Origin of the sequence: Phenylobacterium sp. (assembly GCF_044371015.1) — a bacterium.
Classification (GTDB): Bacteria; Pseudomonadota; Alphaproteobacteria; order Caulobacterales; family Caulobacteraceae; genus Phenylobacterium.
The window spans coordinates 1-24,353 of sequence record NZ_JBILUK010000003.1; the positions used below are offsets into that span (position 1 = coordinate 1).

Below are 24,353 nucleotides of genomic sequence, written 5' to 3' on the forward strand. Positions count from 1 at the left end.
GCGACGGCCTGGCCCGCGCCCTGATCCAGAGCGCCGGGGGCCGGCCCGATGCGGCCGACGCCGCCGTGGAGGCGGCTCTGTCGCGGGTTCCGCGCGTCGAGGGCGGCTCCGGCCAGCTCTACATGAAACCTGAGACGGCGCGCGTGTTCGCCGACGCCGAGGCGGGCGCCAAGGCCTCGGGCGACGCCTTCGTGACCACCGAGCGGCTGCTGATCGCCCTGGCCAAGGAGGGCGGCGAGGCCGCCGCCGCGCTGAAGTCGGCGGGCGTGGAGACCGCCGCGCTCGACGCCGCGACCCAGGCCATGCGCAAGGGCAAGACGGCGGATTCGGCCTCGGCCGAGGAGGGCTATGACGCGCTCAAGCGCTATGCCCGCGACCTGACCGAGGCGGCCCGCGACGGCAAGCTCGACCCGGTGATCGGCCGCGACGAGGAAATCCGCCGCACGATCCAGGTGCTGAGCCGCCGGACCAAGAACAATCCCGTGCTGATCGGCGAGCCCGGCGTCGGCAAGACCGCCGTGGTCGAGGGCCTGGCCCAGCGGATCGTCGAGGGCGACGTGCCCGAGAGCCTGAAGGACCGCAAGCTGCTGGCGCTCGACATGGGCGCCCTGATCGCCGGGGCGAAGTATCGCGGCGAGTTCGAGGAGCGGCTGAAGGCCGTGCTGAACGAGGTCACCGCCGCCGAGGGCTCGATCATCCTGTTCATCGACGAGATGCACACCCTGGTCGGCGCCGGGAAGAGCGACGGGGCGATGGACGCCTCCAACCTGTTGAAGCCGGCCCTGGCGCGCGGCGAGCTGCACTGCGTCGGCGCCACCACGCTCGATGAGTACCGCAAGCACGTGGAGAAGGACGCGGCGCTGGCCCGCCGCTTCCAGCCGGTGATGGTGGATGAGCCCAGCGTCGAGGACACCGTCTCTATCCTGCGGGGGCTCAAGGAGAAGTACGAAGTGCACCACGGGGTGCGCATATCCGACGCGGCCATCGTGGCGGCGGCGACGCTCTCGAACCGCTACATCACCGACCGCTTCCTGCCCGACAAGGCCATCGACCTGATGGACGAGGCCGGCAGCCGGGTGCGCATGGCCGTGGACAGCAAGCCCGAGGCGCTGGACGAGATCGACCGGCGCGCCGTGCAGCTCAAGATCGAGCGCGAGGCTCTGGCGAAAGAGACCGACGCCGCCTCCAAGGCCCGGCTGGAAAAGCTGGAAGAGGAACTGGATGACCTGGAGGGCCGGTCGGCTGAGATGACCGCCCGCTGGCGCGCGGAAAAGGCCAAGGTCTCGTCCGGCGCCCAGGCGCGCGAGACGCTGGACCGGCTGCGGGCCGAGCTTTCCGCCGCCCAGCGGCAGGGCGACCTGCAGCGGGCCTCCGAGATCGCCTATGGCCAGATCCCGGAGCTCGAGAAGCGGCTCGCCGAAGCCGAGGCGGCGGAGGGCGCGGGCGGCGCCATGACGCCCGAGGTGGTCGACGCCGAACAGATCGCCGCAGTGGTCTCCCGCTGGACCGGCGTGCCGGTGGAGAAGATGCTGGAAGGCGAGCGCGACAAGCTGCTGGCCATGGAAGACGGCCTGCGCAAGCGGGTGGTCGGCCAGGAGGAGGCCCTGCTGGCGGTGTCAGACGCCGTGCGCCGGGCGCGGGCGGGCCTGAAGGACCCCAACCGGCCGATCGGCTCCTTCCTGTTCCTGGGTCCGACGGGCGTGGGCAAGACCGAGCTGACCAAGGCGCTGGCCGAGTTCCTGTTCGACGACGAGAGCGCCATCACCCGGCTCGACATGAGCGAGTACATGGAGAAGCACTCGGTCAGCCGCATGATCGGGGCGCCTCCCGGCTATGTCGGCTACGACGAGGGCGGCGCCCTGACCGAGGCGGTGCGGCGGCGGCCCTATCAGGTCGTGCTGTTCGACGAGGTGGAGAAGGCCCACCCCGATGTGTTCAACGTGCTGTTGCAGGTGCTGGACGACGGCCGCCTGACCGACGGCCAGGGCCGTACGGTCGACTTCCGCAACGCACTGATCATCATGACCTCGAACCTGGGTTCCCAGGCCCTGGCGGAGCTGGGCGACGGCGAGGATGTCGACAGGGCGCGCCCGGCGGTGATGGAGGTGGTGCGCAGTCACTTCCGGCCGGAGTTCCTGAACCGGATCGACGAGATCATCCTCTTCAAGCGGCTGGGCCGCGGCGAGATGGACGGCATCGTCGCCATCCAGCTCCAGCGCGTCGAGCGCCTGCTGGCCGACCGGCGCATGACCCTCTCGCTCGATGCCGACGCCAAGGCCTGGCTGGGCGAGCGGGGCTATGATCCGGTCTACGGCGCCCGGCCGCTGAAGCGGGTGATCCAGAAGGAGCTGATCGACCCGATCGCCCGCAAGCTGTTGTCGGGAGACCTGGCCGACGGCGCGGTGATCGATGTTCAGGCGGGCGAGGGCGGACTCGTGATCGGCCGCGCCCGCGTGCATTGAGGCTCAGGCGGCGGTCTGGCGCCGGTTCAACGCCAGTCCGACCAGGCTGATCACCGCCGCCGCCGCCAGGTAACCGCCGACCGGGGTCAGTCCGCCCTGGACGGCGAGCGCCTGGGCGGCGATCGGCGCCAGTCCGCCGCCCAGGATGCCGCCCAGATTGAAGGCCAGAGACGCGCCGGTGTAGCGCACCCGCGCCGGAAACAGGTCCGGCAGATAGGCGCCGAGCGGACCATAGACGAAGCCCATGGCGAACAGCGCCAGCGACAGCCAGACCCAGATCAGCAGCAGCGATCCGGCCCCCATCATCGCGCCCATGACCGCGCCGACGACGACGGTGGCGACGCAGCCGGCGGCCAGCACGCGGCGCGGGCTGGTCTTGTCGGACCACCAGCCCGCCACAAGGATCCCGGCCGCCAGGAACAGGATCGCCCCCAGCTGCACCGCCAGGAACGCTTCGCGGGAATAGCCCATCTGGGTCGTGCCGTAGCCCAGCGCGAAGGCCGTCGAGAGGTAGAAGATCGCGAAACAGGCCACCACGGCGAAGGTTCCGCCGATGAGCGCGCCGGGATGCCTGATGATCGCCTCGGCCATCGGCACGTGTGACGGCGGCGCCTCGCTGAGCGCCTTCTCAAAGGCCGGCGTCTCGCCGATCTTCAGCCTCACCCAGAGCCCCAGACCCACCAGGATCGCGCTGGCCAGGAACGGCAGCCGCCAGCCCCACGTCTCGAACGCCTCGGTCGGCAGCATCAGGCCCAGGATCAGGAACAGTCCGTTGGCAAAGATAAAGCCGATGGGCGCGCCGAGTTGGGGCACCATGCCGAACCGCGCCCGCCAGCCGGGCGGCGCGTTCTCCACCGCCAGCAGCGCCGCCCCGCCCCACTCGCCGCCCAGTCCGAAGCCCTGTCCGAACCTGAGCAGGCACAGCAGCGCGGGCGCCAGCCAGCCGGCCATGGCGTAGGTGGGCAGGAAGGCGATCAGCAGGGTCGAGACGCCCATGGTCATCAGCGAGGCGACCAGAGTCGACTTGCGCCCGATCCGGTCGCCGAAGTGGCCGAACACCGCCGCCCCCACCGGCCGGGCGAAGAAGGCCACCGCGAAGGTGGCGTAGCTCTGGAGGAGCTGCGCCGAGGGCGATGAGTTGGGGAAGAACAGCGTCGGGAACACCAGCGCCGCCGCCGTGGCGTAGATGTAGAAGTCGTAGAACTCCACCGCCGTGCCCACCAGGCTGGCGGTCAGGACCCGCCGCGTCGATGCGTTTGTGACTGTGGTCATGGCGTGCGGTTCCTCCCCGGAGCCCTGACGGCTAGCGCAAAGCCGGGCGCGGGTCACCCTGCGGAGACTTTCCCCGCCCGCCGCATGGGCCTAAACCCGGGGCCCATGACCGACCATGTGATCGCCGCGCCGCCCGTTCCCGTTGTGCCTGTGGAGGGTGGAGGGACATTCCCTGTCCGCCGCATCCTCTGCGTCGGGCGCAACTACTGGGCCCACCGGCGCGAGATGGGCGCGGGCGAGGATGACCGAGATCCGCCCTTCTTCTTCGCCAAACCGGCCGACGCTGTGGTCCCGCCCGGCGACGATCCGGCCTATCCCCAGGCGACAGCCAATCTGCACCACGAGATCGAACTGGTGGTGGCGCTGGGCGCCGGCGGGCGCAACCTGGCCGTGGCCGAGGCCCTGGGTCTGATCTACGGCTATGCGGTGGGCGTGGATCTCACCCGCCGCGATCTGCAGAACGCGGCCAAGGACAAGGGCTATCCGTGGGATTCCTCGAAGGGCTTCGACCAGTCCGCGCCGATCTCCGCCATCCGACCCTGGAGCGGCGCCCCGCCGCAGGGCCGCATCGCGCTCTCGGTCAACGGCGACGTCCGCCAGGACGGCGTGGTCGCCGACATGATCTGGAACGTGGCGGAGATCGTCGCCGAGGCGTCGAAGCTTTGGACCCTGGCGCCCGGCGACCTGATCTACACCGGGACGCCCGAAGGCGTCGGTCCGCTGAAGCCCGGCGACAGGGTCGAGGGCGAGGTCGAAGGCGTCGGCCGGCTTGCCTTCACGGTGCGCTAGAGCGTCTTCTGAAACGTGGGAACCGGTTTTCGGATGAAAAGACGCCCTGGATTCGTGATTTCGAGCCTTTTTCGCCCCGTTCAGATGATTCCATCTGAACGGGTGAGGCTCTAGCCCCGGCATGCCCAACACGCTGAATGATCTGAAGGCCCGCAATCGCGTCTGGGCGGCAGGGAAGGTCGCGCAGGACCCGAGCTTCTTCAAGCGTCTCGAGGGCCAGCAGGCGCCGGAGTATCTGTGGATCGGCTGCTCCGACAGCCGGGTGCCGGCCAACGACATCGTCGGCCTCGATCCAGGCGAGCTTTTCGTCCACCGCAACGTGGCCAATCTCGCGCCGCCGCAGGACGCCAACTATCTTTCTGTGCTGCAGTTCGCTGTCGATGTGCTGAAGGTGAAGCACATCCTGGTGGTCGGCCACTATGGTTGCGGCGGTGTCTCCGCGGCGGTGGATGGCAAGCGCCGGGGTCTGGTCGACCATTGGCTGCATCCAATCCGTGAAGTGGAGCACGATCATCGCGATGAGCTCGATGCGCTCCCCGAAGGTCGTCCACGTTGGGACCGGCTGGTGGAGCTGAACGTCGTTCGCCAAGTGAAGAACGTCGCCGCGGATGTCTTCGTGCACGACGCCTGGGCGCGCGGCCAGCCGCTCAGCGTCCACGGCTGGGTCTACACGCTCGGAACGGGCCTCGTGACCGATCTTGGCGTCACGGTGAGCGGTCCCGCCGTCAGGCGGTGATGCGCACCGGCAGGGTCTCGTAGCCCTTCACGAAGCTGGAACGCACCCGGCGCGGCTCGCCGACCACTTCGACATTGCGGAACCGCTTGAGGATCTCTTCCCAGACGATCTTGAGCTGCAGTTCGGCCAGCCGGTTGCCGACGCAGCGGTGGATGCCGAAGCCGAACGACAGATGCTGGCGCGGCCGTTCGCGGTCGATGCTGAAGCTCTCCGGATCGGGAATGGCGGCCTCGTCCCGGTTGCCCGAAACGTACCACATGACGACCTTGTCGCCCTTCCTGATGGTCTGCCCGCCCAGTTCCACGTCGGCCAGCGCTGTGCGGCGCATGTGGGCCAGCGGCGTCTGCCAGCGGATGATCTCGGGCACCATGTTGGGGATGATCGACGGGTCGGCGCGCAGCTTCTCGTACTCCGCCGGGTTCTGATTGAGCGCCAGAACGCCGCCCGAGATCGAGTTCCGCGTCGTGTCGTTGCCTCCGACGATCAGCAGGATGACATTCCCGAGGTACTCGTCGGGCGTCATGTTTCGCGTGGCTTCGCCGTGCGCCATCATCGAGATCAGGTCGCCGGCCGGGGGCTGGTTGACCCGCTCGTTCCACAGCCCGGTGAAATAGGCCAGGCACTCCATCAGCTCGGCCTGACGCTCTTCCTCAGTGGCCACCAGGCCGCCCGGCCCCGGCAGGGTTGTGGCGATATCCGACCAATGGGTCAGCTTGCGCCGCTCCTCGAAGGGGAAGTCGAACAGCGTCGCCAGCATCTGGGTGGTGAGCTCGATCGAGACCCGATCGACCCAGTCGAAGGTCTCGCCGATCGGAAGTTCGTCCAGAATCCTGCCGGCCCGCTCGCGGATGATCGGTTCCATCCGCGCCAGATTGGCCGGCGCCACGATGGGGCTGACCGTCTTGCGCTGCACGTCGTGCTTGGGCGGGTCCATGGCGATGAAGCTGGGCCGCCTCAGGTCGGCCCGCGCGTCACGGATCGTGATGCCGCCCAGCGCCGCTTCCGAGGAAAAGGTCTGGTGGTTGGTGTCCACCGCCATGATGTCGTCGTAGCGGGTCACAGACCAATAGGCGCCGAACTCGCTGTCCCGGCACCAGTGGACCGGCGCCTCCTTCCGCAGGCGCTCGAAATAGGGCCAGTGGGTGTCGGTCCGGAACAGGTCCGGATCCCCCGGATGGAAATCCTCCAGCGGCGTCGACCAGGCCCGCGCCCGCGCCTCGTCCCGGATCGTGCTCGCGCCGTCGGCCATGGATCGGTTCCTCCCTGGAGCCGGAGCATGAGGCCAATACGATGCGGCTGCAACGGCGGGCTGCGTTCGGTGCTTGGCCCGACCGCGAGCTTCCGCCAGTGTCCGGCCGCAGTCGACAGAGGAGGACGCCATCCATGGCGGCGAAGATCGGGCGCACGGTGGCGGAGTCGACGCCCTCCTGGCCGGAGCCGGTGCGCGCGCCGAAGGGCGCGCCCAACATCCTGGTGATCCTGTTCGACGATGTCGGGTTCTCCGACTTCGGCTGCTATGGCTCACCCATCCGGACCCCCAACATCGACCGGCTGGCGGCGGAAGGGCTGCGCTATTCGGGGTTCCACACCACGGCCATGTGTTCGACCACCCGGGCGGCGTTGCTCACCGGGCGAAACCACCACTCCGTCGGCGTCGGCTGCCTGGCCAATTTCGACAGCGGCTATCCGGGATATCGCGGCAAGATCACGCGGGAGGCCGCCACCCTGCCCGAGATGCTGAAGCCGCACGGCTATCGCAGCTACATGGCCGGCAAGTGGCACGTCACGCCGCTGACCGAGACCGGGCCATCAGGGCCCTTCGACGGCTGGCCGCTGGGGCGCGGTTTCGACCGCTTCTACGGCTTCATGGACGCCGAGACCGACCAGTATGCGCCCGAGCTGGTGCGGGACAATACGCCCATCGCGCCGCCGGGAACCTTCGCCGACGGCTATCATCTGACGGCCGATCTGGTGGACCAGTCGATCCGCTACATCGCCGACCATCTGGCGGATGCGCCCGAGACGCCGTGGCTGATGTGGCTGGCGCCCGGCGCCTGCCATGCGCCGCACCAGGCGCCGGCCGAGCTGATCCGCAGCTACGATCCGGTGTTCGCGCGCGGCTGGGACGTCGAGCGGGAGGAGCGCCTGGCCCGCCAGAAGGCTATGGGCGTCGTGCCGCCCGATACCCGCCTGCCCGATCGCAATGACGGGATCCGCCCCTGGGACAGCTACGCCGAAGATGAGCAGAAGCTGTTCACACGTCTGCAGGCCGCGTTCGCCGCCATGCTGGACCATGCCGATCAGCACATCGGCCGGCTGGTGCGTTTCCTGGAAACCGCCGGCGTCCGCGACGACACCTTGATCCTGGTGATGAGCGACAATGGCGCGTCTCAGGAAGGCGGGCCGCTCGGCTTCGTCAACGCCATGGGGCCGTTCAATTTCCGCGGCGAGCCGATGGCCGAGAAACTCGCCCGCATCGACGACATCGGCGGGCCCGACACCCATTCGAACTTCCCCCAGGGCTGGGCGATGGCCTCCAACACGCCCTTGCGCCGCTACAAGCAGAACACTCACGGCGGCGGCATCCGCGATCCGCTCGTGGTCTCATGGCCGAAGGGGATCGCGGCGCGCGGCGAGGTGCGAGACCGGTTCGCGCACGCCAGCGACATCGTCCCGACCCTGCTGGAAGTGATCGGGGTCGGCCCGCCGGAGACGGTGCAGGGGGTCGCGCTAATGCCGCTGGAGGGCGAGAGCTTCGCCGCCAGCCTGACCGATCCGGCCGCGCCGCCGCGCGCCCGGTCGCAGTATTTCGAGATGTTCGGCCATCGGGGCCTCTGGAAGGACGGCTGGAAGGCTGTGGCGTTCCATCCCCCGGGCTCGGCGTTCGAGACGGACACGTGGGAGCTGTTCCAACTCGACCAGGACTTTTCCGAGACCGTCGACCTGGCCGAGCGCGAACCTGAAAGGCTCAAGGGGCTGATCGCCGACTGGTGGGCGGCGGCGGAGACGCACAAGGTGCTGCCGCTGGACGACCGGTTCGGGCCCCGCTTCGCGGAGAACTCGGCCCGGTTTCACGGCGCCCGGCGGCGCTTCGTGTTCCACAAGGGCATGGGCCACCTGCCGACCGACGTGGCGCCGGATGTGCGCGCCCGCACCTATCGGATCGAGGCCGATGTTCGCCTGACGGGCGGAGACGAGGGCGTCCTGCTGGCGCACGGCGACGCCACCAGCGGCTACACCCTCTATCTGAAGGGCGGCCGGCTGCATCACACGCTGAACATCGGCGGGCAGAAGACCACGGTGAGCTCGGACCAGCCGGTCCCCGCGGCCGCACGCCGACTTGGCGTCGTTTCGCGCGCCACCGGGGAGGGCCTGAATCGCGCCTTCACCCTGACAATCGACGGCCGGCCGGCGGGCGAGGGGCTGGCGACCACCGGATTCGTGACCCTGATCTCCTGGTCCGGGCTCGACATCGGCCTGGATCGCGGAAGCCCGGTCGCGGACTACCCCGCGCCCTTCGCCTTCACCGGCGACCTGCGCAAGGTCACCGTCAGCATGGATGACGACCAGACTCTGGACGACGAAGCGGTCGGCGAGGCCGAGATGGCGCGCCAGTAGACGCACAATCCGACAGCAAACACTTGCCTTGCCCGCGGACCGCCCCAAGTTGACCCGGAGGCTGCGCGCCGGCGCGGATCGCCCTGTAAGGACAACGGCCATGACCGAACGCCCTCTGCCCTCGATCTTCGAGCTGACTCCGCTCAATGAGGCCTACCGCGTCGATCCGCACGCCATGCTGGACGACCTGCGCGCCCGCTGCCCGGCCCATCGCGATCCGGTCTCCGGCAGTCTGGTTCTCACCCGCTATGCGGACGTCCGCGCCGTGGTGAACAATCGCGAGCTCTGGCGCGATCCGATCCGCGCCGAAGAAGGCGCGGTGATGCAGCGGCGGTTCGTTCAGGCCGCCGACCCCTCGCTGCCCCGCACCAGCACCACCAGCATCCTTATGCTGGACGATCCCGACCACGCCCGGGTCCGCCAGCCTCTGGCTCAGGCGCTCTACGCCCGGGTCGCGAAGTTCAAGCCCGAGGTCGAGCGGATCATCGCCGAGGCGCTCGACAGCGTGGCCGGCGAGGCGGAATTCGATCTGATGGCGCGGTTCTGCGTGCCGATCCCCATCGACGTCATCGCGTCGATCCTGGGGGTTGATCACGACAGGCTGACGGACTTTCGGGATTGGTCCGAGGGGGTCATCCAGGGACTCAATCCGTTCCGGACGCCGGAACAGACCGCTGCGATGGAGACCAGCAGCCTGGCGCTCAACGCCTATTTCACCCAGGCCATGGCCGACCGCCGCCAGGCGCCGCGCGATGACCTGATCAGCGACATGGTCAACCTGCAGACCGGCGGGGCCAACCTTTCGGACGACGAGCTGCGCATCAACCTGCAGGCCCTGCTGGTCGGCGGGAACCTCACCACGACCGACCTGATCGGCAATGCGGTGCGGCTGTTGATCCAGAATCCGGCCGAGCTGGCCAAGCTGAAGGCCGACCCCGGCATCATCAATGCGGTGGTCGAAGAAGTGCTGCGCTATGACCCGCCCGTCGACATCACCGGCCGCATCGCCTCGGACGAAATGGAGATGGGCGGCTGCCCGATGCGCGCCGGACAGGCGGTCAGCGTGATCCTCCGCGCGGCCAACCGCGACCCGGAGGTTTATGACGACCCGCATCGGTTCGATGTCAGCCGCAAGCACCGGCCGCATCTGGCGTTCGGCGGCGGGGCGCACATCTGCATCGGCGCGCCCCTGGCCCGACTGGAGGCGCAGGTGGCGCTGGTCCGACTGTTCGAACGCTTCCCGGACCTCAAGCTCGCGGATCCCGAAGCGACGCCGGAATGGCGGAAGCTGCCGTTCTTCCGCGGCATGGAGCGGATGATGGTGCGGCCCTGAATCCGGGACAGCGGGCCGGATTGTTTGACAACGCCCTCGCCGATGCCGACCTATCGCGCATGATCGATGAGCTCTACTCGGCCAAGGTGCTGCGGCTGGCGGCTGAGACGCCCAGGCTGGGCCGGCTCGCCACGCCCGACGCCAGCTCCGAGAAGGTGGCGCGGCTGTGCGGCAGCCGGGTGGTGGTCGACCTCGTGCTCGATGGCGATCAGGTTTCCGATTTCGCCCAGGACGTGAAGGCCTGCGCGCTCGGCCAGGCCGCGGCCTCGGTGCTGGGCGCGCACGCGGTCGGCGCGCGGGTTGATGAGATCGAGGCGGCGCGCGATGCGTTCCGCGACATGCTGAAGGCGGGCGGCCCCCCGCCGAAGGGTCGATTCGCCGATCTGGCGCTTTTGGCGCTGGTGAAGGATTATCCGGCGCGCCATGCTTCGGCCATGCTGGCCTTCGAGGCTGCGGTGGAAGCGGGCCGTGCCGCCCTGGACGCCAAGAACCGATGCCCCACTTCATCCTCCTGATGCATGACGACGGACCCGGCGACGGCGGGCTCGACTGGGATCCCTACCTGACGCGGTTGCGCGAAGCGGGCGTCTATCAGGGCGGCAGCGCCATCGGCGACGGCGAGTGTGTCAGGAAATCGGGCGACGCGCCTGAGCCCACCGCCCATATCTCCGGCTTCGTTCGGGTGACCGCCAAGGACCTCGCCGAAGCCAGGCAGTTGCTGGCCGGCAATCCGGTGTTCGAGGCGGGCGGCACGGTGGAGATCCGGGAGCTGCCGTGGGGGTAGGTCCCTCGCCACGCGCCCGCCGACGGCTTATCTCCCGCCCATGACCGAGTTTTCCCCCCGCGAGATCGTTTCCGAGCTGGATCGCTTCATCGTCGGCCACGCCGAGGCCAAGCGCGCCGTGGCCGTGGCGCTGCGCAACCGCTGGCGGCGCCGGCGCGTTTCGGAGGACCTGCGCGACGAGGTGACGCCCAAGAACATCCTGATGATCGGCCCCACCGGCGTGGGGAAGACCGAGATCGCCCGGCGGCTGGCGAAGCTGGCCCAGGCGCCGTTCCTCAAGGTCGAGGCCACCAAGTTCACCGAAGTCGGCTATGTCGGCCGCGACGTCGATCAGATCGTCCGCGACCTTGTGGAAAGCGCCATCGCCATGGTGCGGGACAAGCGTCGCGTCGGCGTCCGCGCCAAGGCCGAGGCCGCCGCCGAGGAGCGCATCCTCGACGCCCTCACCGGTCCCGGCTCGACGGCCGCGCGGGAAAGCTTCCGCAAGAAGCTGCGCGCCGGCGAACTCGACGACAAGGAAATCGAACTTCAGGTGGCCGAGACGGGGCCGTCGATGCCGATGATGGAGATCCCGGGCCAGCCGAACATGGGCATGCTCAATCTCTCCGAAATGCTCGGCAAGGCGTTCGGCGGGCGCACGCGACCGCACAAGACCACCGTGGCGGGCGCCTGGGCGCCGCTGATCGCGGAGGAGAGCGACAAGCTGGTGGACCAGGACGCCCTGGCCCAGGAGGCCGTGTCCCTGGCCGAAAATCAGGGCATCGTGTTCCTGGACGAGATCGACAAGGTCGCCAGCCGCCAGGACCGCGCCGGCGCCGACGTTTCCCGCGAAGGCGTTCAGCGCGACCTGTTGCCGTTGATCGAGGGGACCACCGTCTCGACCAAGCACGGCCCGGTCAAGACCGACCACATCCTGTTCATCGCCTCCGGCGCGTTCCACGTGGCCAAGCCGTCGGACCTTCTGCCGGAACTCCAGGGCCGCCTGCCGATCCGGGTGGAGCTGAAGCCGCTGACCCGCTCGGACCTGCGCCGCATCCTGACCGAGCCCGAGGCCAACCTGATCCGCCAGCATCAGGCGCTGCTGGCCACCGAGAACGTGACGCTCAGCTTCACTGAGGACGCCATCGACGCCCTGGCCGACGCGGCCGTGGCGGTGAACGGCTCGGTGGAGAACATCGGCGCCCGGCGCCTCCAGACCGTGCTCGAGAAGGTGATGGAGGAGATCAGCTTCACCGCCGCCGACCGCTCCGGCCAGTCGGTCACGATCGACGCGGCCTATGTGACCGAACGGATCGGCGAGCTCTCCAGGAACGCCGACCTCTCGAAGTTCATCCTCTGATGTGCGGCCTCTGCGCCTCTCGGCGGGGCGTTCTGGCGGGCCTGGCCGCCCTGGGGGCGGCCGCCTGCACGGAGAACGCGGCCACCGGTCGCCGTCAGCTCGTGCTGGTCGACGACGCCCAACTGGCGGGCCTGGCCGACGCCTCCTGGCGCGAGATGGCCGCGAAGTTCCGCCCCGTCGCCGACCCGACCGTCCAGGGCCGGCTTTCCCGCATCGGGCGTCCGCTGGTGGAAGCGTCGGGCCGCACCGACCTCGACTGGTCGTTCACGGTGCTGGACAGCCCCGAGCTCAACGCCTTCGTCCTGCCCAACGGCCGGGTGGGTGTCTTCTCGGGCCTCATGCGGCTGGCCGGTGACGACGATGAGCTGGCCTCGGTGCTCGGCCACGAGGTGGGCCACATCGTCGCCCGTCACCCGGCGGAGCGGGTCAGCCAGGAACTGGCGGTCAACGCCGGCGTCTCCATCGTCCAGCTGCTGATCTCCGGCGAGGCGGGCCAGTACGCCGACGAGATCGCCGGCGCGCTCGGCATGGGTGCGGTGTATGGCGTGCTGCTGCCCTATTCCCGCAACCACGAGCTTGAGGCCGACCGGATCGGCGTGGACCTGATGCGTGAGGTCGGACGCGATCCGCGCGGGGCGATCCGCTTCTGGGCGCGGATGAGCGCCGCCGCAGCGGGGCGCCCCAGGCCGCCGGAGGTGATCTCGACCCACCCGGCCGACGAACGGCGCATGGCCGCGCTGGAGGCCGCGATCGGCGGCGCGCCCACATGAAGAATCCTTAATCCGCGCCGCCCCTTTTCCGCCCCAACCCGGCGGCTGGATGCCGCAAGCGGGAAAACGGGAGAGACCCAGATGATGAACAGACTGCCGATGTGGGCCGCTGCGGCCGCACTTTCGATCTATGCCGGATCCGGCGTCGCCCTGGCGGCCGAGCCCAAGGCCCCCGAGCCGAAAGCCGACGCCGCAAAGTCTGAGACGCCGCGCACCGAGCGCCGGGAAGTCCGAATCTATCGCCATGACGGCGGCCCGTCCGACGCGCGGATGATGGGCGCTGGCGGACCTCACCGCATGATCATGATGCAGGGCCGCGACAAGACCGAACAGCTCCGCACGCTGCTGCAACTTCGTCCCGAACAGGAGGGCGCGCTCAAGGCCTATGTGGAGTCGGCCGGGCCGCCTCGCGAGCGGGGCGAGATGAAGCGCGTGGACCGGCGGGAAGAGCCCCGGGCGACGCCCGAACGGCTGGCCGAAATGGAGGCCAAGATGGCCAAGCGCCAGGCCGAAATGCGCCAGCGCATCGCGGCTACCCGCGCCTTCTATGATCAACTCGACGCCCGGCAGAAAAAGGTGTTCGACGCCATGCCGATGCTGATGCTCGCAAGGCCGGACCACGGGCCAATGCCAATGCGGATTGTCCATCGGATGGGCCCGCCGCCCGAGTCGCCGCCGCGGCCGGCGCCGCCAAGGTCGTGATCCTGAGGTCTTGAGCTTGCGGGCGGACGTCTCCGACCTTATGCCCCTGGCATGAGCTGGGCGACCGCCTTCCTGTCCAATCCGGATCGCTTCATGGCGTTCTCCCGCTGGGCGGCCCCGCTGTTCGGCGGGATCGCGGTCGTGCTGGGGGCGATCGGCCTCTATTACGGCTTCACCGCGCCGGACGACTACCAGCAGGGCCAGACGGTGCGGATTCTCTTCATCCATGTGCCGGCCGCCTGGATGTCGATGTTCGTCTATGTCTGCCTGGCGGTGGCGAGCTTCCTGTCGCTGATCTTCCGCCATGCCCTGGCCGACGCCGCCGCCCGCGCGGCGGCCCCGCTGGGCGCGGCCTTCACGCTCATGGCCCTGGTCACCGGCGCGCTCTGGGGCCGGCCGATGTGGGGAACCTACTGGGTCTGGGACGCGCGGCTGACCTCGGTCCTGGTCATGTTCCTGATCTATGTGGCCTACATCGCGCTCCGCGCCTCGCTGGACGATGAGACTCGCGCCGCCCGGGCCGGTGCGATCCTGGCGCTGGTGGGCGCCATCAACCTGCCGGTGGTGAAGTTCAGCGTCGACTGGTGGAACACCCTGCACCAGGGCGCGGCGGTGTTCCGCGCCGAGGGTCCGTCATTGGCGCCGGTCTATCTCTGGCCGCTGCTGATCATGGCGCTGGCCTACATGGCGGCCTTCGGCTCTCTCTGGCTGGTCGCCATCCGCGTTGAGGTCTGGCGCCGTCGGGCCGAGGCGGCGGCGCTGCGCGCGGCCCGGGCCTGACCATGCTGGGAAAGTACGCCGAGTTCATCGTCCCGGCCTTCGCCATCACCGCCCTGGTGTTCGGCGTGATGACCGCCTGGATCCTCGCCCAGGCCCGTCACTGGCGCCGCCGCTATGAGGACGTGAAGCGCAACGATCCCGGCTATCATTAACCCGGCGTTGAGGGGACGGACCCCACTTAGGACGGGTTTCCGTTAACCATGTTCGGCGCGCTCGTGACCACCATCCGGACCACCCCCTTCCCGCAGGCGCCCAACCCCGCCGTCACGCCAGACGCGGGTAAGATGGCGGCCCAGCGCGCCTTCTTCGCCGCCCTTGCCGGCAAGACCGCCGCGACGGCCGCCGAGACGGCCGCCGCCCCTGCGGCCGCGGCTCCCACGGCGGCGCCGGCTCCTCGGGTCGCCGTCGGCGCCGAACCCCCGGCCAAGATCCTTCGCCCGGGCTCGATCATCGACATTCGGGTCTGAAGACGCCCTAGGTCCGGTCGTCCGGCGCCTGCGCCTTCATGAACAGCGGCGTGTGCGCCAGGGTGAAGATCACCGTCAGGATCATCAGGCCGGGGAAGCGGAACACCACCCAGACATCGTCCGACTGCGTGCGCCAGACCAACTCGTTGAGACCCGCCAGGGCGAAGAAGAACAGCATGTAGTTGATCGTCAGCCGCCGCCAGACCTCGGCCGGCAGCCGGATCGCGTCGCCCAGCACCAGCTTCAGCGGGTCCTTGCGCACCAGGATGCCGATCAGCATGAGGCTGCCGAACAGGCCGTTCATGATCGTCGGCTTGATTTTCAGGATGCGCGGGTCGTTGAAGAACAGCGAGGCCAGGCCAAACAGCAGGCCCGCGCCGCCCGCCAGCAGCGGCAGGGGCGCGATGCGCTTCTCTACCGCGAAGGCCACCGCCAGGGCGGCGGCCGAACCGGCCACCAGGCCCCAGGTCGCCTGCTGCAGGCTGCGGGTCATCAGATAGACGGCGAGGAATGCGACCAGCGGCGCATAGTCCACGAACGGGCGCACCCAGCGCGGGCTCTTCTTGTCGCTCATCGGTGGGACTCCTCGAGGCCGACGAGCGAGCGGGCGAAGGCGCGCGCGTCAAAGGGTTGCAGGTCGTCGATCCCCTCGCCGACGCCGACCAGCTTGATCGGACTGTCCGACGCCTGGGCCACCGGCACAAGCACGCCGCCGCGCGCCGTACCGTCCAGCTTGGTCATGACGATGCCGGTGACGCCGATCTGGTTGCCGAAGATGTTTTCCTGGGCCAGCGCATTGCGCCCCACCGTGGCGTCCAGCACCAGCAGCACCTCGTGCGGCGCGCCGGGGTCAAGCTTCTTCAGCACGCGGATGATCTTCAGGAGCTCGTCCATCAGCCCCTGCTTGTTCTGCAACCGCCCGGCGGTGTCGACCAGCACCACGTCATAGCCCTTGGCGGCCGCGTCCTTCACGGCGTCGAACACCAGGCCCGCCGCATCCGAGCCCGTCGGCCGGCCCAGGAAGTCGGCGCCCGCGCGATCCGCCCAGATCTTCAACTGCTCCACCGCCGCCGCGCGGAAGGTGTCTCCCGCCACCACCAGCACCTTGGCGCCGCGCCGGGTCAGGTCGGCGGCGATCTTGCCCAGCGTGGTGGTCTTGCCCGAACCGTTGACGCCGATGAACAGCACCACGTTGGGCTTTGGCCCGGCCAGCGGATCGAACACGCCCTGGCGACCCGCCAGCTCTTCGCCGATCGCCCCCGCCAGCGTCTCGCGGATCTCCGCCTCGTCCACGTCCTTGCCGAATTTCTCGGCCGCGAAGCGCTCGACAATGCGCGCCGCCGAGTGCGGGCCGAGATCAGCTTCGATCAGCATCTCCTCCAGCTCGTCCAGCCGCGCCTGGTCCAGCGGCGCCTTCGCCGTGAACACCTGGGCGATCTGATCGCCCATCTGTTTGGAGGATTTGGAGAGCCCCTCGGTGAGGCGCGCGAACCAGCCGCGTTTGGGTTCCGACATGGAGCCGGGTTCTAGAGGGCGCGGAGGCCGGCGTCACCTCCCCCGCCCATCGCCGCCCATGCGGCGGCGACGCCGCCTGGAGACGGCCGCTCGCCCGGCTCCGGGGCGTACGTCACGGCGTCAGGCCCGCCTGGCGCCGCCCGCGCGGGTGCGCAGGTTGATGTAGCCCTGAGGATCTGCGGCCTTGCGGGCCAGAAGCGGCTGGTGACTGGGATCGGTGAGGATCAGGAACTGGTCGGCTTCGACCGCGTCGAGCACCAGCGCGGCGACCGCCTCCGGGGTTGTGGCGCCGGGACCGAAGGTCTCGTCCATGTCGTAGGGTGCGGGGTCGGTCACCACCGACGAGAGGCGGAACTGCTCGGGCAGGTTGGTCGTCACGCCGCCTGGACACAGCACGGACACGCCGACGCCCTTGGGCTTGAGATAGAGGCAGAGCGTCTCGGAGAGGCCGACCAGGGCGAACTTCGAGGCGCTGTAGCCGGCGCTGTGCCAGCGACCGCCGATCAGGCCGCCGATGGAGGCGGTGTTGACGATGTGGCCGGAGCCGCGCGCGATCATGGCCGGCAGAAAGGCGCGAACCCCACGCAGCGGTCCGAAGAAGTTGATGCCGAAGATCCACTCCCAGTCCGCGATCGGCATCGCTTCGGGCGGGCCGCGCAGCATGACCCCGGCATTGTTCATCAGCACGTCGACCTGACCGAACCGGGCCTCCGCCTGCGCCGCCAGCGCATCGACATCCTCATCGCGCGAAACGTCGCAACGCACCGCCAGGACAGGGACGCCCAGCGCCTCCAACTCGGCCCTGACCTCGGCCAGCCGCGGATCGTTGATGTCGGCGATCACGATCGACGCGCCTTCGGCGCCGAACGCCAGCGCACAGGCCCGTCCGATGCCGCTGGCGCCGCCGGTGATGACCACCGTCTTGCCGTCGAACCGCCGGCCGCTCATGGCTTGGCCTCCGCCACGGGCGGCCGCAGCACGCCCTTGCGATCCGGCAGAGCGCGCCGGATCCGGATGCGCCAGCCATTGTCGGTCTTCACCAACTGATCGTCATAGACGCTGGTCAGGCCAGGCTCCGGCGGATTGGCGCCGCGGGTCTGCATCACCAGCAGGTAGGTCTTGGCGTGCGCCGTGGTCTCGGTCTGCTCGACGATCATCGTATTGGTCTGGATGTGCCTGTTCTGCACCGCGCCGCGCCGGGCGGCCGCCGCCCCGGCGAACTTCAGCAGCGCGCTCTGGCCGACGATCTTCACCTCGTCCGGCATGCCGACCCGGCCATGAAACTCGCCGTCCGGCGTGAAGCATGCGGCGTAGTCCTCGGGCGATCCATCATCCGCCGCGTGCGAGTAGCGTGCGATCAGATTGAGGATTTCCAGCCGATCTTCGACCCACGACATCTTAGCCTCCAAAACGCCCGGCGGACTGTCAGGCCGGCCCAGGGCCGACGTGGTTGAACAAATGTCCCCTAAGCTTCGACCGCGTGATCCTTGAGGATGCCGAGCGGCACGATGGCGAGCGTTTCCTCGTGGGTCGCTTCGAGCACCACCGCCGGCGCGGCGCCGGCGTCCAGCGCCTCCTTCCAGCGCGGCGCGCAGAGGCACCAGCGGTCGCCAGGCTTGAGGCCTGGAAACGCCAGGTCCGGGTGCGGGGTGGAGAGGTCGTTGCCCATGCGGGCCGAGAAGGCGAGGAACTCGGCGGTCATCACCGCGCAGACCGTGTGCAGTCCCAGATCATGCGGTCCGGTCTCGCAACAGCCGTTGCGGAAGAATCCGGTCACCGGGTCCAGTGAACAGGGAACCAGTTCGCCGCCCATCACATTGCGGGCGGAGGCGTCATAACGGAGCGGGCGTGTGGCCATGCTCCCACTCTAAACGCCCTGGCCCTTCTTCTCAAATCGGAACCGGTTTGAGATGAAAGGCGGGAATTCAAAAGCTTAGAGCATGGTTCGACCGAAAACCGCGTCGCACTTTTCGGACGATGCTCTAGGATCGCCCTACGCCAAGCCGCCCGATGCCGAGACCCCGATGAAACCCGCCGATCGTCCGCGCCGCAGCGTCCTCTATCTGCCCGCGTCCAATGCGCGCGCCATCGACAAGGCCCGCACGCTTCCTTGCGACACGGTGATCCTCGACCTGGAGGACGCCGTCGCTCCGGACGCCAAGGCCGCCGCCCGTGACGGCGCCGTCGCCGCCGTCGCTGAGGGTGGCTTCGGCGGGCGCGAGGTGGTGATCCGGGTCAACGGGCTGGACACGCCCTGGGGCGAGGCTGACCTCGCCGCCGCCGGGGCGGCGCGGGCCGACGCCGTCCTGATCCCCAAGGTGTCGACGCCCGGCGACTTCGCCGCGGCGCGGGCGCGGCTGCCGGCGGATGTCCCGCTTTGGGCGATGATCGAGACCTGCGCGGCGATCTTCCGCCTGGAGACCCTGGCGGCGGCCTCGGCGGGCGCCGGCGTCACCGCCTGGGTCATCGGCGCCAACGACCTCGTCAAGGAAATGCGCTGCGCGCTCACCGTCGGTCGTGAACCGCTGATCACGGCGCTCAGTCTCTCGGTCATGGCCGCCCGGGCGCATGGCCTCGTGATCCTCGACGGCGTCTACAACGACATCGCCGACGCCGAGGGCCTGGCCGCGCAGGCGGCGCAAGGCGCGGCCTTCGGCTTCGACGGCAAGACCCTGATCCACCCCGGCCAGATCGAGGCCGCCAACCTCGCCTTCTCCCCCGATCCCGCCGCCGTCGCCGCGGCCCGTTCGGTGGCCGCCGCCTTCGAGGCGCCCGAGGCGCAGGGCGTCGGCGTGATGAAGATCGACGGCCGGATGGTCGAGCGTCTGCACTACGAACAGGCGAGGCGGCTGCTGGCGGTCGCGGACGCCATCGCCGGGCGCGAGGCCGGATGATCGCCCTCGCCCTCGCCCTGCTGGTCCAGCCGACCCCGGAGGAGGCGGCCTATGACGCGCGCCTCAAGGCCTCGGCCGGCGCGGTGCGCGCCTATCAGGGCCCGCTGGACGGCGGCTGGGTCGTCTCAGCCGACGGGGTTGATCTTTACGTGCTTCGACTGACTGACCGCGGCGGCGTGGTCGACGGCGCGTGGCGAGACCTGCGCCGCCCCGGCGCGCTCAACGCGTCCGGATTCCTGCTGGGCGCCGGGCGCGAAGGCGAGGTCGTCACGCTCCGCTTCGGACGTACGACCCTGGCGCTCCGCCCGGCCCCGGCCGGCTGGTCGGGCGAGCTTTCAGAAGGCGGCGCCGCCCGCGCCGCGACCGCGCGCCGGGCCGAGCCCTAGAGCCTGTTCGATCTCTTTGAATTGGAGCGCGTTCTTGCGGCGAAACCGGTTTCCACTTTCGCCGAACGCGCTCTAGAGCCTGTCCGGCCTTGATGGAACCATCAAGGCCGGTCGAACAGGCTCGATCTCTTTGAATTGGAGCGCGTTCTTGCGGCGAAACCGGTTTCCACTTTCGCCGAACGCGCTCTAGCCCTGCTGAATCCGACCCGGTCCCGGCAGCACGTCGATCAGTTCGATCCGGAAGATCAGCGGGGCGCCCGGCGGGATCTGGCCCGCGCCCTGGTCGCCATAGCCCAGGTTCGACGGCACATAGAGGATCCACTCGTCGCCCGGACGCATCAGCTGCAGCGCCTCCTGCCAGCCGGGGATCAGCCCGCGCAGCGGCATGGCCGCCGGCGCGCCGCGCTCGTAGGAGGAGTCGAACACCTGGCCGTCCGGCAGCTTGCCCTCGTAGTGGACCTTCACCTCGTCGGTCAGCTGGGGCTTCAAGCCCGTCGCGGCGCCGCTGCGCACCACCTTGTAGGCCAGGCCCGAGGGCAGGGCGGTCAGGCCTTCGTCCTTGATCGCCTTGGTCATGAACGCCTTGCTCTCGGCCGAGGCCTCGCCGGGCTTGCCGGGTTCCGCAGCGGGTTTCGGTTGGCAGGCGGCGAGCGCCAGGGCTGCGATAGCCAGGAAAGCAAAACGACGAATGTGCATCACAACCCAACCTTGTTCGTCTTGGCCCGGCTTGTCCGCGCCGCCCATAGAGCCCGCCGCCGGAAGCGGCCCGCAGCGTCGGAGCCCAGAGCCGTAATCAGCGCCGAGTCCGATGGATCCCCCGGACAGGCCGGGGGATGACGCTGATCGTCGACGCTGAAGCTCAACCCATGCACGATCAGACAACCCGCGGCGGGTAGCCGCGCTCGCGCAGGGCGTCCATCACTTCCCGGGTGTGCTGGGCGTCCCGGGTCTCGATCATCACGTCGAATTCCGCACCCTTGGCCGGAACGTCCAGCGCCAGACGGTTGTGCGCGACCTCGATGATGTTGGCCCCCATCAGGCCGATGGTCGCCGAGACATTGGCCAGCAGGCCCGGCCGGTCGTCACCGATGATCCGGAGCGAGACGATGCGGCTCTCGCGCACCAGCTCGCGGGTGAGCACGGAGGCGAGGAGGCGCGTGTCGATGTTGCCGCCGGTGATCACCAGGCCGCACTTCTTGCCTCGGAACCGTTCGGGATAGGCCAGCAGACCGGCGAGGGCGGCTGCGCCCGCACCCTCCACCACCGTCTTCTCGACATTGCAGTAGAGCGCGATGCCCCGCTCGAAATAGGGTTCCTCGATCAGCAGGACCTCGTCGAGGAGCGGCCGGGCGATGGCGTAGCTGGTCTCCCCCACGGCCTTCACGGCGATGCCTTCCGCAATGGTCGAGGCCCCGACGTTCTGCGCCGTCCGCACGCCGCGCATCTTGGCGGTGAACGAGGGAAACATCGCCGGCTCCAGGCCGATGACCTGGATGTCCTTCTTCACGTGCTTGGCGGCGGTCGCCATGCCGGCGATCAGCCCGCCGCCGCCGATCGGGATCGGCAGCACCTCGAGATCCGGCACGTCCTCCAGCATCTCCAGCGCCACCGTGCCCTGGCCGGCCATGACGTCGAGATCATTGAACGGATGCACGAAGGTCAGGCCCCGCTCCTCGCAGAGCCGGTTGGCCGTGGCCGAGGCCTCGTCATAGCCGTCGCCGTCGATCACCACCTCGGCGCCGTGGGCGCGGGTCTGCTGCACCTTCACGAACGGTGTGGCCTTGGGCATCACGATGGTCACCGGGATGCCCAGGCGGGCGGCGTGATAGGCCAGACCCTGGCTATGATTGCCGGCCGAGGCGGCGATCACGCCGCGGGCGCGCACGGCCTCATCCAGGAGCAGCAGTTTGTTGAGCGCCCCGCGCTCCTTGTAGGCGGCGGTGAACTGCAGGTTCTCGAACTTCACCCACACCTCGGCGCCGGTGATCTCGCTCAGCGTCCGCGACCGACGGCAGGGCGTGCGCTCGATGTGTCCGCGCAGCCGTTCCTGGGCCGCGAGGATATCGTCAAAGGCGAGCGTCATGGGATGAGGACCGGGGCAAGAAAAGGCGCGCAACCTAACGGCGGCCCGGTCTTGCCGCAATGCGAAGTCCAGGGCGCGGCGATCGCGGCTCAGTTCTCACCGGGATTGTCCCATCGACAGCGGGGTTTCGTGGTCCCTGAGCGATCGCGCCGGGGGGCGCAGCGATTGCGGCTCGGCGGCGCATCGTCTAAGCCCGGCGCATCCTCCGGACTCACCTAGAAGGAGCGGCCGCGCCGCCATGCAGACCCTGGTCACCGTCTTCGGCGGATCCGGCTTCGTCGGGACCCAGACCGTGCGCGAACTGGCCCGCGCCGGTTGGCGGGTTCGGGTGGCGGTGCGCAACCCCAGCCTCGCCTACCGGATGCGGCTGATGGGCGATGTGGGCCAGGTGGACATCGTCCAGGCCAACCTGCGCGACGCCGACTCCGTGGCCCGCGCGCTGGAAGGCGCCCAGGCGTCGCTCAACCTCGTCGGCCTGCTGCGCGAGACCGGCCGCCAGACCTTCGCCGCCGTGCATGTGGACGGCGCCCGCACGATCGCCGAGGCGGCCAAGGCGGCCGGCGCATCCCGCATCGTGCAGATGTCGGCTCTGGGCGCGAGCGCGACCTCCACCTCACGCTACGCCCGCACCAAGGCCGAGGGCGAGGTCGCCGTCCGCGACGTCGATCCCGCCGCGGTGATCGCCCGGCCGTCCATCGTATTCGGTCAGGAGGACGGCTTCTTCAACCGCTTCGCCGCCATGGCCCAGTTCAGCCCCGCGCTGCCCCTGATCGGCGGCGGCGCCACGCGCTTCCAGCCGATCTTCATCGGCGATCTCGGCAAGGCGCTGGCCCGCATGGTCGCCGACCCCGCCTGCGCGGGACAGACCTACGAGCTCGGCGGCGCCACGACCTACAGCTTCCGCGAGCTGATGGACCTGATGCTGGCCGAGACCGGTCAGCGTCGGCTGCTGCTGCCGCTGCCCTTCCCGGTCGCCTCGGCCATGGGCAAGGCCTTTGATCTCGTCGGCGGCCTGCTGCCGCCGCCGATCACCGCCGATCAGGTGGAACTGCTGAAGACCGACAATGTGGCCGGCGGCGAGCACCCGGGTCTGGCGGACCTGGGCGTCACGCCCACCGCGCTGGAGTCGGTGCTCCCCACCTACCTCTATCGCTACCGCAAGGGCGGCCAGTACGCCGACCAGGATGCGCGCGAGATGGAATCCGGCCGGGCCTGAGCTCCGCGCCCCATTCCCCCGCGCGTCGTAAGGTGCCAAGCTCTCCCCGCCCGGATCGGGCGCGAGGGAGAAGAAACAGATGCAAGACTACGGCTATGTCGCCATCGTCAGCCTGCTGGCGCTGCTGGCGTATTTCTGGATGGGCCTGCAGGTCGGCCGCGCGCGCGCCAAGAGCGGCATCGCCGCCCCGGCCATGACCGGCGATCCCGTGCTCGAGCGAACGATCCGCGCCCACTACAACACGCTGGAATGGCTGCCGCTGTTCCTCGCGCCGCTCTGGCTGTTCGCCATCTATTGGAGCGCCCAGGTCGCGGCCGCCGTCGGCCTGGTCTGGATCATCGGTCGGGTTGTCTATCAGCTCGGCTATGTGGCCGACGCGGGCAAGCGCAGCACGGGCTTCATGATCCAGGCGCTCGCGGTCGCCGTGCTGCTGTTCGGCGCGCTCGGCCGGCTGGTGTTTCTGGCGGCGACCGGCGGCCTTTGATCAAGCGAGCGATTGCCGGGCGGGGCGGGGCGGCCTACATCCCCTGTCGGGGGACGATCCAGTACGAGACCTGACCATGTCCAGGAAGACCGTGCCCGAATTCTACAGGACCGCCCGGCTCCGCGCGCTGATCGTCGTGGGCGCCCTCTCGGCTGTCCTTGCGGCCTGCGCCACCGCTACGCCCTATCAGCCGCTGCAGAGGAGCGGGACCACCACCGGCGGCTGGTCGGAGAGCCGCGTCGAGGCGGATCGCTTCCGCATCACCTTCGCCGGCAACTCGCTCACCGACCGCGAGACGGTCGAGGGCTATCTGCTGTTCCGCGCCGCCGAGCTCACCGTCCTGAACGGCTATGACGGCTTCAAGGTCGCCGACCGCGACACCGACAAGAAGGTGCGAACCGTCGTCGATTCCGATCCCTTCTACCGGCCCTGGTACGGGGTCTATGGCCTCTGGCGGCCGTCCTGGCGGTTCTATGGCCGCGGCTATGGCTGGCGCGGCTGGGATCCCTTCTGGGGCGACCCCTTCTGGAACGACCGCGTCGATGTGCGCACCATCGAGCGCTACGAAGCCGCGGCCGAGATCTTGATGTTCAAGGGCCCCAAGGCCGAGGGCGACCCCCAGGCCTTCGACGCCCGCGCCGTGATCGAAAACCTCAAGCCCCGCATCCGCTATCCCGAGCCCAAGTCATAGGGCGGCGCGCGGCGGGTCACGCCGTCGCGGCC

Annotated in this window: 27 protein-coding genes; 18 read left to right on the forward strand and 9 right to left on the reverse strand. The window is 69.3% G+C overall.

All coding sequences use genetic code 11. The annotated features are described in order from the left end of the window. Window positions 1–2,462, forward strand: a 2,462-nt coding sequence (gene clpB, locus ACIQ3R_RS00470) for an ATP-dependent chaperone ClpB (RefSeq protein WP_397413821.1), incomplete at its 5' end; no start/stop codon positions are given. A 3-nt stretch (window positions 2,463–2,465) separates the two neighbouring features. Here the strand turns inward: clpB and ACIQ3R_RS00475 are convergent. Further along, window positions 2,466–3,734, reverse strand: a complete 1,269-nt coding sequence (locus ACIQ3R_RS00475; RefSeq protein ID WP_397413825.1) for an MFS transporter — start codon at window positions 3,732–3,734, stop codon at window positions 2,466–2,468. Between the two features lie 105 nt (window positions 3,735–3,839). Between ACIQ3R_RS00475 and ACIQ3R_RS00480 the strand changes: the two genes are divergently transcribed. Next, entirely contained in the window at window positions 3,840–4,523 is a 684-nt protein-coding gene (locus tag ACIQ3R_RS00480; protein ID WP_397413827.1) for a fumarylacetoacetate hydrolase family protein, read from the forward strand. Between the two features lie 121 nt (window positions 4,524–4,644). Next, a complete protein-coding gene (locus ACIQ3R_RS00485) occupies window positions 4,645–5,259 on the forward strand; it encodes a carbonic anhydrase (protein WP_397413829.1) in 615 nt (204 codons plus the stop codon). Here the strand turns inward: ACIQ3R_RS00485 and ACIQ3R_RS00490 are convergent. Beyond that, complete coding sequence (locus ACIQ3R_RS00490; RefSeq protein ID WP_397413831.1) at window positions 5,249–6,508, reverse strand: cytochrome P450; 1,260 nt, start codon at window positions 6,506–6,508, stop codon at window positions 5,249–5,251. The genes ACIQ3R_RS00485 and ACIQ3R_RS00490 overlap by 11 nt on opposite strands. A gap of 134 nt (window positions 6,509–6,642) precedes the next feature. On the opposite strand from ACIQ3R_RS00490, the gene ACIQ3R_RS00495 reads away from it, so the two are divergent. The 10 genes from ACIQ3R_RS00495 (at window position 6,643) to ACIQ3R_RS00540 (ending at window position 15,052) form a co-directional block, all read left to right on the forward strand. After that, the gene (locus ACIQ3R_RS00495; protein WP_397413834.1) at window positions 6,643–8,877 is read left to right on the forward strand and encodes an arylsulfatase; all 2,235 of its coding nucleotides are present in this window, start codon (window positions 6,643–6,645) and stop codon (window positions 8,875–8,877) included. A 100-nt stretch (window positions 8,878–8,977) separates the two neighbouring features. Next, entirely contained in the window at window positions 8,978–10,210 is a 1,233-nt protein-coding gene (locus ACIQ3R_RS00500; protein WP_397413836.1) for a cytochrome P450, read from the forward strand. 59 nt (window positions 10,211–10,269) lie between these two features. Continuing rightward, window positions 10,270–10,725 (forward strand): iron-sulfur cluster assembly scaffold protein, encoded by a 456-nt coding sequence (locus tag ACIQ3R_RS00505; protein WP_397413907.1) that lies wholly within the window; start codon window positions 10,270–10,272, stop codon window positions 10,723–10,725. Further along, on the forward strand, window positions 10,704–10,994 hold the full coding sequence (locus ACIQ3R_RS00510) for a YciI family protein (protein ID WP_397413839.1): 291 nt from the start codon (window positions 10,704–10,706) through the stop codon (window positions 10,992–10,994). The genes ACIQ3R_RS00505 and ACIQ3R_RS00510 overlap by 22 nt, the downstream gene beginning before the upstream one ends. Window positions 10,995–11,034: 40 nt before the next feature. Further along, entirely contained in the window at window positions 11,035–12,333 is a 1,299-nt protein-coding gene (gene hslU, locus ACIQ3R_RS00515; protein ID WP_397413841.1) for an ATP-dependent protease ATPase subunit HslU, read from the forward strand. Beyond that, the gene (locus ACIQ3R_RS00520; protein ID WP_397413844.1) at window positions 12,333–13,103 is read left to right on the forward strand and encodes a M48 family metallopeptidase; all 771 of its coding nucleotides are present in this window, start codon (window positions 12,333–12,335) and stop codon (window positions 13,101–13,103) included. The genes hslU and ACIQ3R_RS00520 overlap by 1 nt, the downstream gene beginning before the upstream one ends. A gap of 81 nt (window positions 13,104–13,184) precedes the next feature. Further along, window positions 13,185–13,805 carry a Spy/CpxP family protein refolding chaperone gene (locus ACIQ3R_RS00525; RefSeq protein WP_397413846.1) on the forward strand — a complete coding sequence of 207 codons (621 nt, stop codon included), beginning with the start codon at window positions 13,185–13,187 and terminating at the stop codon, window positions 13,803–13,805. Between the two features lie 51 nt (window positions 13,806–13,856). Further along, the gene (gene ccmC / locus ACIQ3R_RS00530; protein ID WP_397413848.1) at window positions 13,857–14,585 is read left to right on the forward strand and encodes a heme ABC transporter permease CcmC; all 729 of its coding nucleotides are present in this window, start codon (window positions 13,857–13,859) and stop codon (window positions 14,583–14,585) included. A gap of 2 nt (window positions 14,586–14,587) precedes the next feature. Continuing rightward, window positions 14,588–14,737 carry a heme exporter protein CcmD gene (gene ccmD, locus ACIQ3R_RS00535; protein WP_397413850.1) on the forward strand — a complete coding sequence of 50 codons (150 nt, stop codon included), beginning with the start codon at window positions 14,588–14,590 and terminating at the stop codon, window positions 14,735–14,737. 48 nt (window positions 14,738–14,785) lie between these two features. Then, window positions 14,786–15,052 (forward strand): hypothetical protein, encoded by a 267-nt coding sequence (locus tag ACIQ3R_RS00540; RefSeq protein ID WP_397413852.1) that lies wholly within the window; start codon window positions 14,786–14,788, stop codon window positions 15,050–15,052. 7 nt (window positions 15,053–15,059) lie between these two features. Here ACIQ3R_RS00540 and ACIQ3R_RS00545 read toward each other — a convergent pair whose 3' ends face one another. From ACIQ3R_RS00545 to ACIQ3R_RS00565, 5 genes are all read right to left on the reverse strand, one after another. Continuing rightward, the gene (locus tag ACIQ3R_RS00545) at window positions 15,060–15,626 is read right to left on the reverse strand and encodes an inner membrane-spanning protein YciB (protein WP_397413854.1); all 567 of its coding nucleotides are present in this window, start codon (window positions 15,624–15,626) and stop codon (window positions 15,060–15,062) included. Further along, the gene (gene ftsY, locus ACIQ3R_RS00550; protein WP_397413856.1) at window positions 15,623–16,567 is read right to left on the reverse strand and encodes a signal recognition particle-docking protein FtsY; all 945 of its coding nucleotides are present in this window, start codon (window positions 16,565–16,567) and stop codon (window positions 15,623–15,625) included. The genes ACIQ3R_RS00545 and ftsY overlap by 4 nt, the downstream gene beginning before the upstream one ends. A 120-nt stretch (window positions 16,568–16,687) precedes the next feature. Then, on the reverse strand, window positions 16,688–17,515 hold the full coding sequence (locus ACIQ3R_RS00555) for an SDR family NAD(P)-dependent oxidoreductase (RefSeq protein ID WP_397413858.1): 828 nt from the start codon (window positions 17,513–17,515) through the stop codon (window positions 16,688–16,690). Continuing rightward, window positions 17,512–17,964 (reverse strand): nuclear transport factor 2 family protein, encoded by a 453-nt coding sequence (locus ACIQ3R_RS00560; RefSeq protein WP_397413862.1) that lies wholly within the window; start codon window positions 17,962–17,964, stop codon window positions 17,512–17,514. Before ACIQ3R_RS00560 ends, ACIQ3R_RS00555 begins: the two co-directional genes overlap by 4 nt. A gap of 68 nt (window positions 17,965–18,032) precedes the next feature. Next, on the reverse strand, window positions 18,033–18,425 hold the full coding sequence (locus ACIQ3R_RS00565; RefSeq protein WP_397413864.1) for a DUF2237 family protein: 393 nt from the start codon (window positions 18,423–18,425) through the stop codon (window positions 18,033–18,035). 166 nt (window positions 18,426–18,591) lie between these two features. Here ACIQ3R_RS00565 and ACIQ3R_RS00570 point away from each other — a divergent pair, with 166 nt between their 5' ends. Both ACIQ3R_RS00570 and ACIQ3R_RS00575 read left to right on the forward strand, forming a co-directional pair. Further along, window positions 18,592–19,461 carry an HpcH/HpaI aldolase/citrate lyase family protein gene (locus ACIQ3R_RS00570; protein ID WP_397413910.1) on the forward strand — a complete coding sequence of 290 codons (870 nt, stop codon included), beginning with the start codon at window positions 18,592–18,594 and terminating at the stop codon, window positions 19,459–19,461. After that, complete coding sequence (locus ACIQ3R_RS00575) at window positions 19,458–19,847, forward strand: hypothetical protein (protein WP_397413867.1); 390 nt, start codon at window positions 19,458–19,460, stop codon at window positions 19,845–19,847. The genes ACIQ3R_RS00570 and ACIQ3R_RS00575 overlap by 4 nt, the downstream gene beginning before the upstream one ends. A gap of 186 nt (window positions 19,848–20,033) precedes the next feature. On the opposite strand, the gene ACIQ3R_RS00580 is transcribed toward ACIQ3R_RS00575, so the two are convergent. After that, the gene (locus ACIQ3R_RS00580) at window positions 20,034–20,543 is read right to left on the reverse strand and encodes an FKBP-type peptidyl-prolyl cis-trans isomerase (RefSeq protein WP_397413870.1); all 510 of its coding nucleotides are present in this window, start codon (window positions 20,541–20,543) and stop codon (window positions 20,034–20,036) included. A 178-nt stretch (window positions 20,544–20,721) separates the two neighbouring features. Further along, window positions 20,722–21,930, reverse strand: coding sequence for a threonine ammonia-lyase (locus ACIQ3R_RS00585; protein ID WP_397413872.1), 1,209 nt, complete (start codon window positions 21,928–21,930; stop codon window positions 20,722–20,724). A gap of 238 nt (window positions 21,931–22,168) precedes the next feature. On the opposite strand from ACIQ3R_RS00585, the gene ACIQ3R_RS00590 reads away from it, so the two are divergent. From ACIQ3R_RS00590 to ACIQ3R_RS00600, 3 genes are all read left to right on the forward strand, one after another. Further along, window positions 22,169–23,146, forward strand: a complete 978-nt coding sequence (locus ACIQ3R_RS00590) for a complex I NDUFA9 subunit family protein (RefSeq protein WP_397413874.1) — start codon at window positions 22,169–22,171, stop codon at window positions 23,144–23,146. Between the two features lie 79 nt (window positions 23,147–23,225). Then, window positions 23,226–23,630, forward strand: a complete 405-nt coding sequence (locus ACIQ3R_RS00595; protein ID WP_397413876.1) for an MAPEG family protein — start codon at window positions 23,226–23,228, stop codon at window positions 23,628–23,630. 76 nt (window positions 23,631–23,706) lie between these two features. After that, complete coding sequence (locus ACIQ3R_RS00600; RefSeq protein ID WP_397413878.1) at window positions 23,707–24,321, forward strand: CC0125/CC1285 family lipoprotein; 615 nt, start codon at window positions 23,707–23,709, stop codon at window positions 24,319–24,321. Window positions 24,322–24,353: the final 32 nt, after the last annotated feature.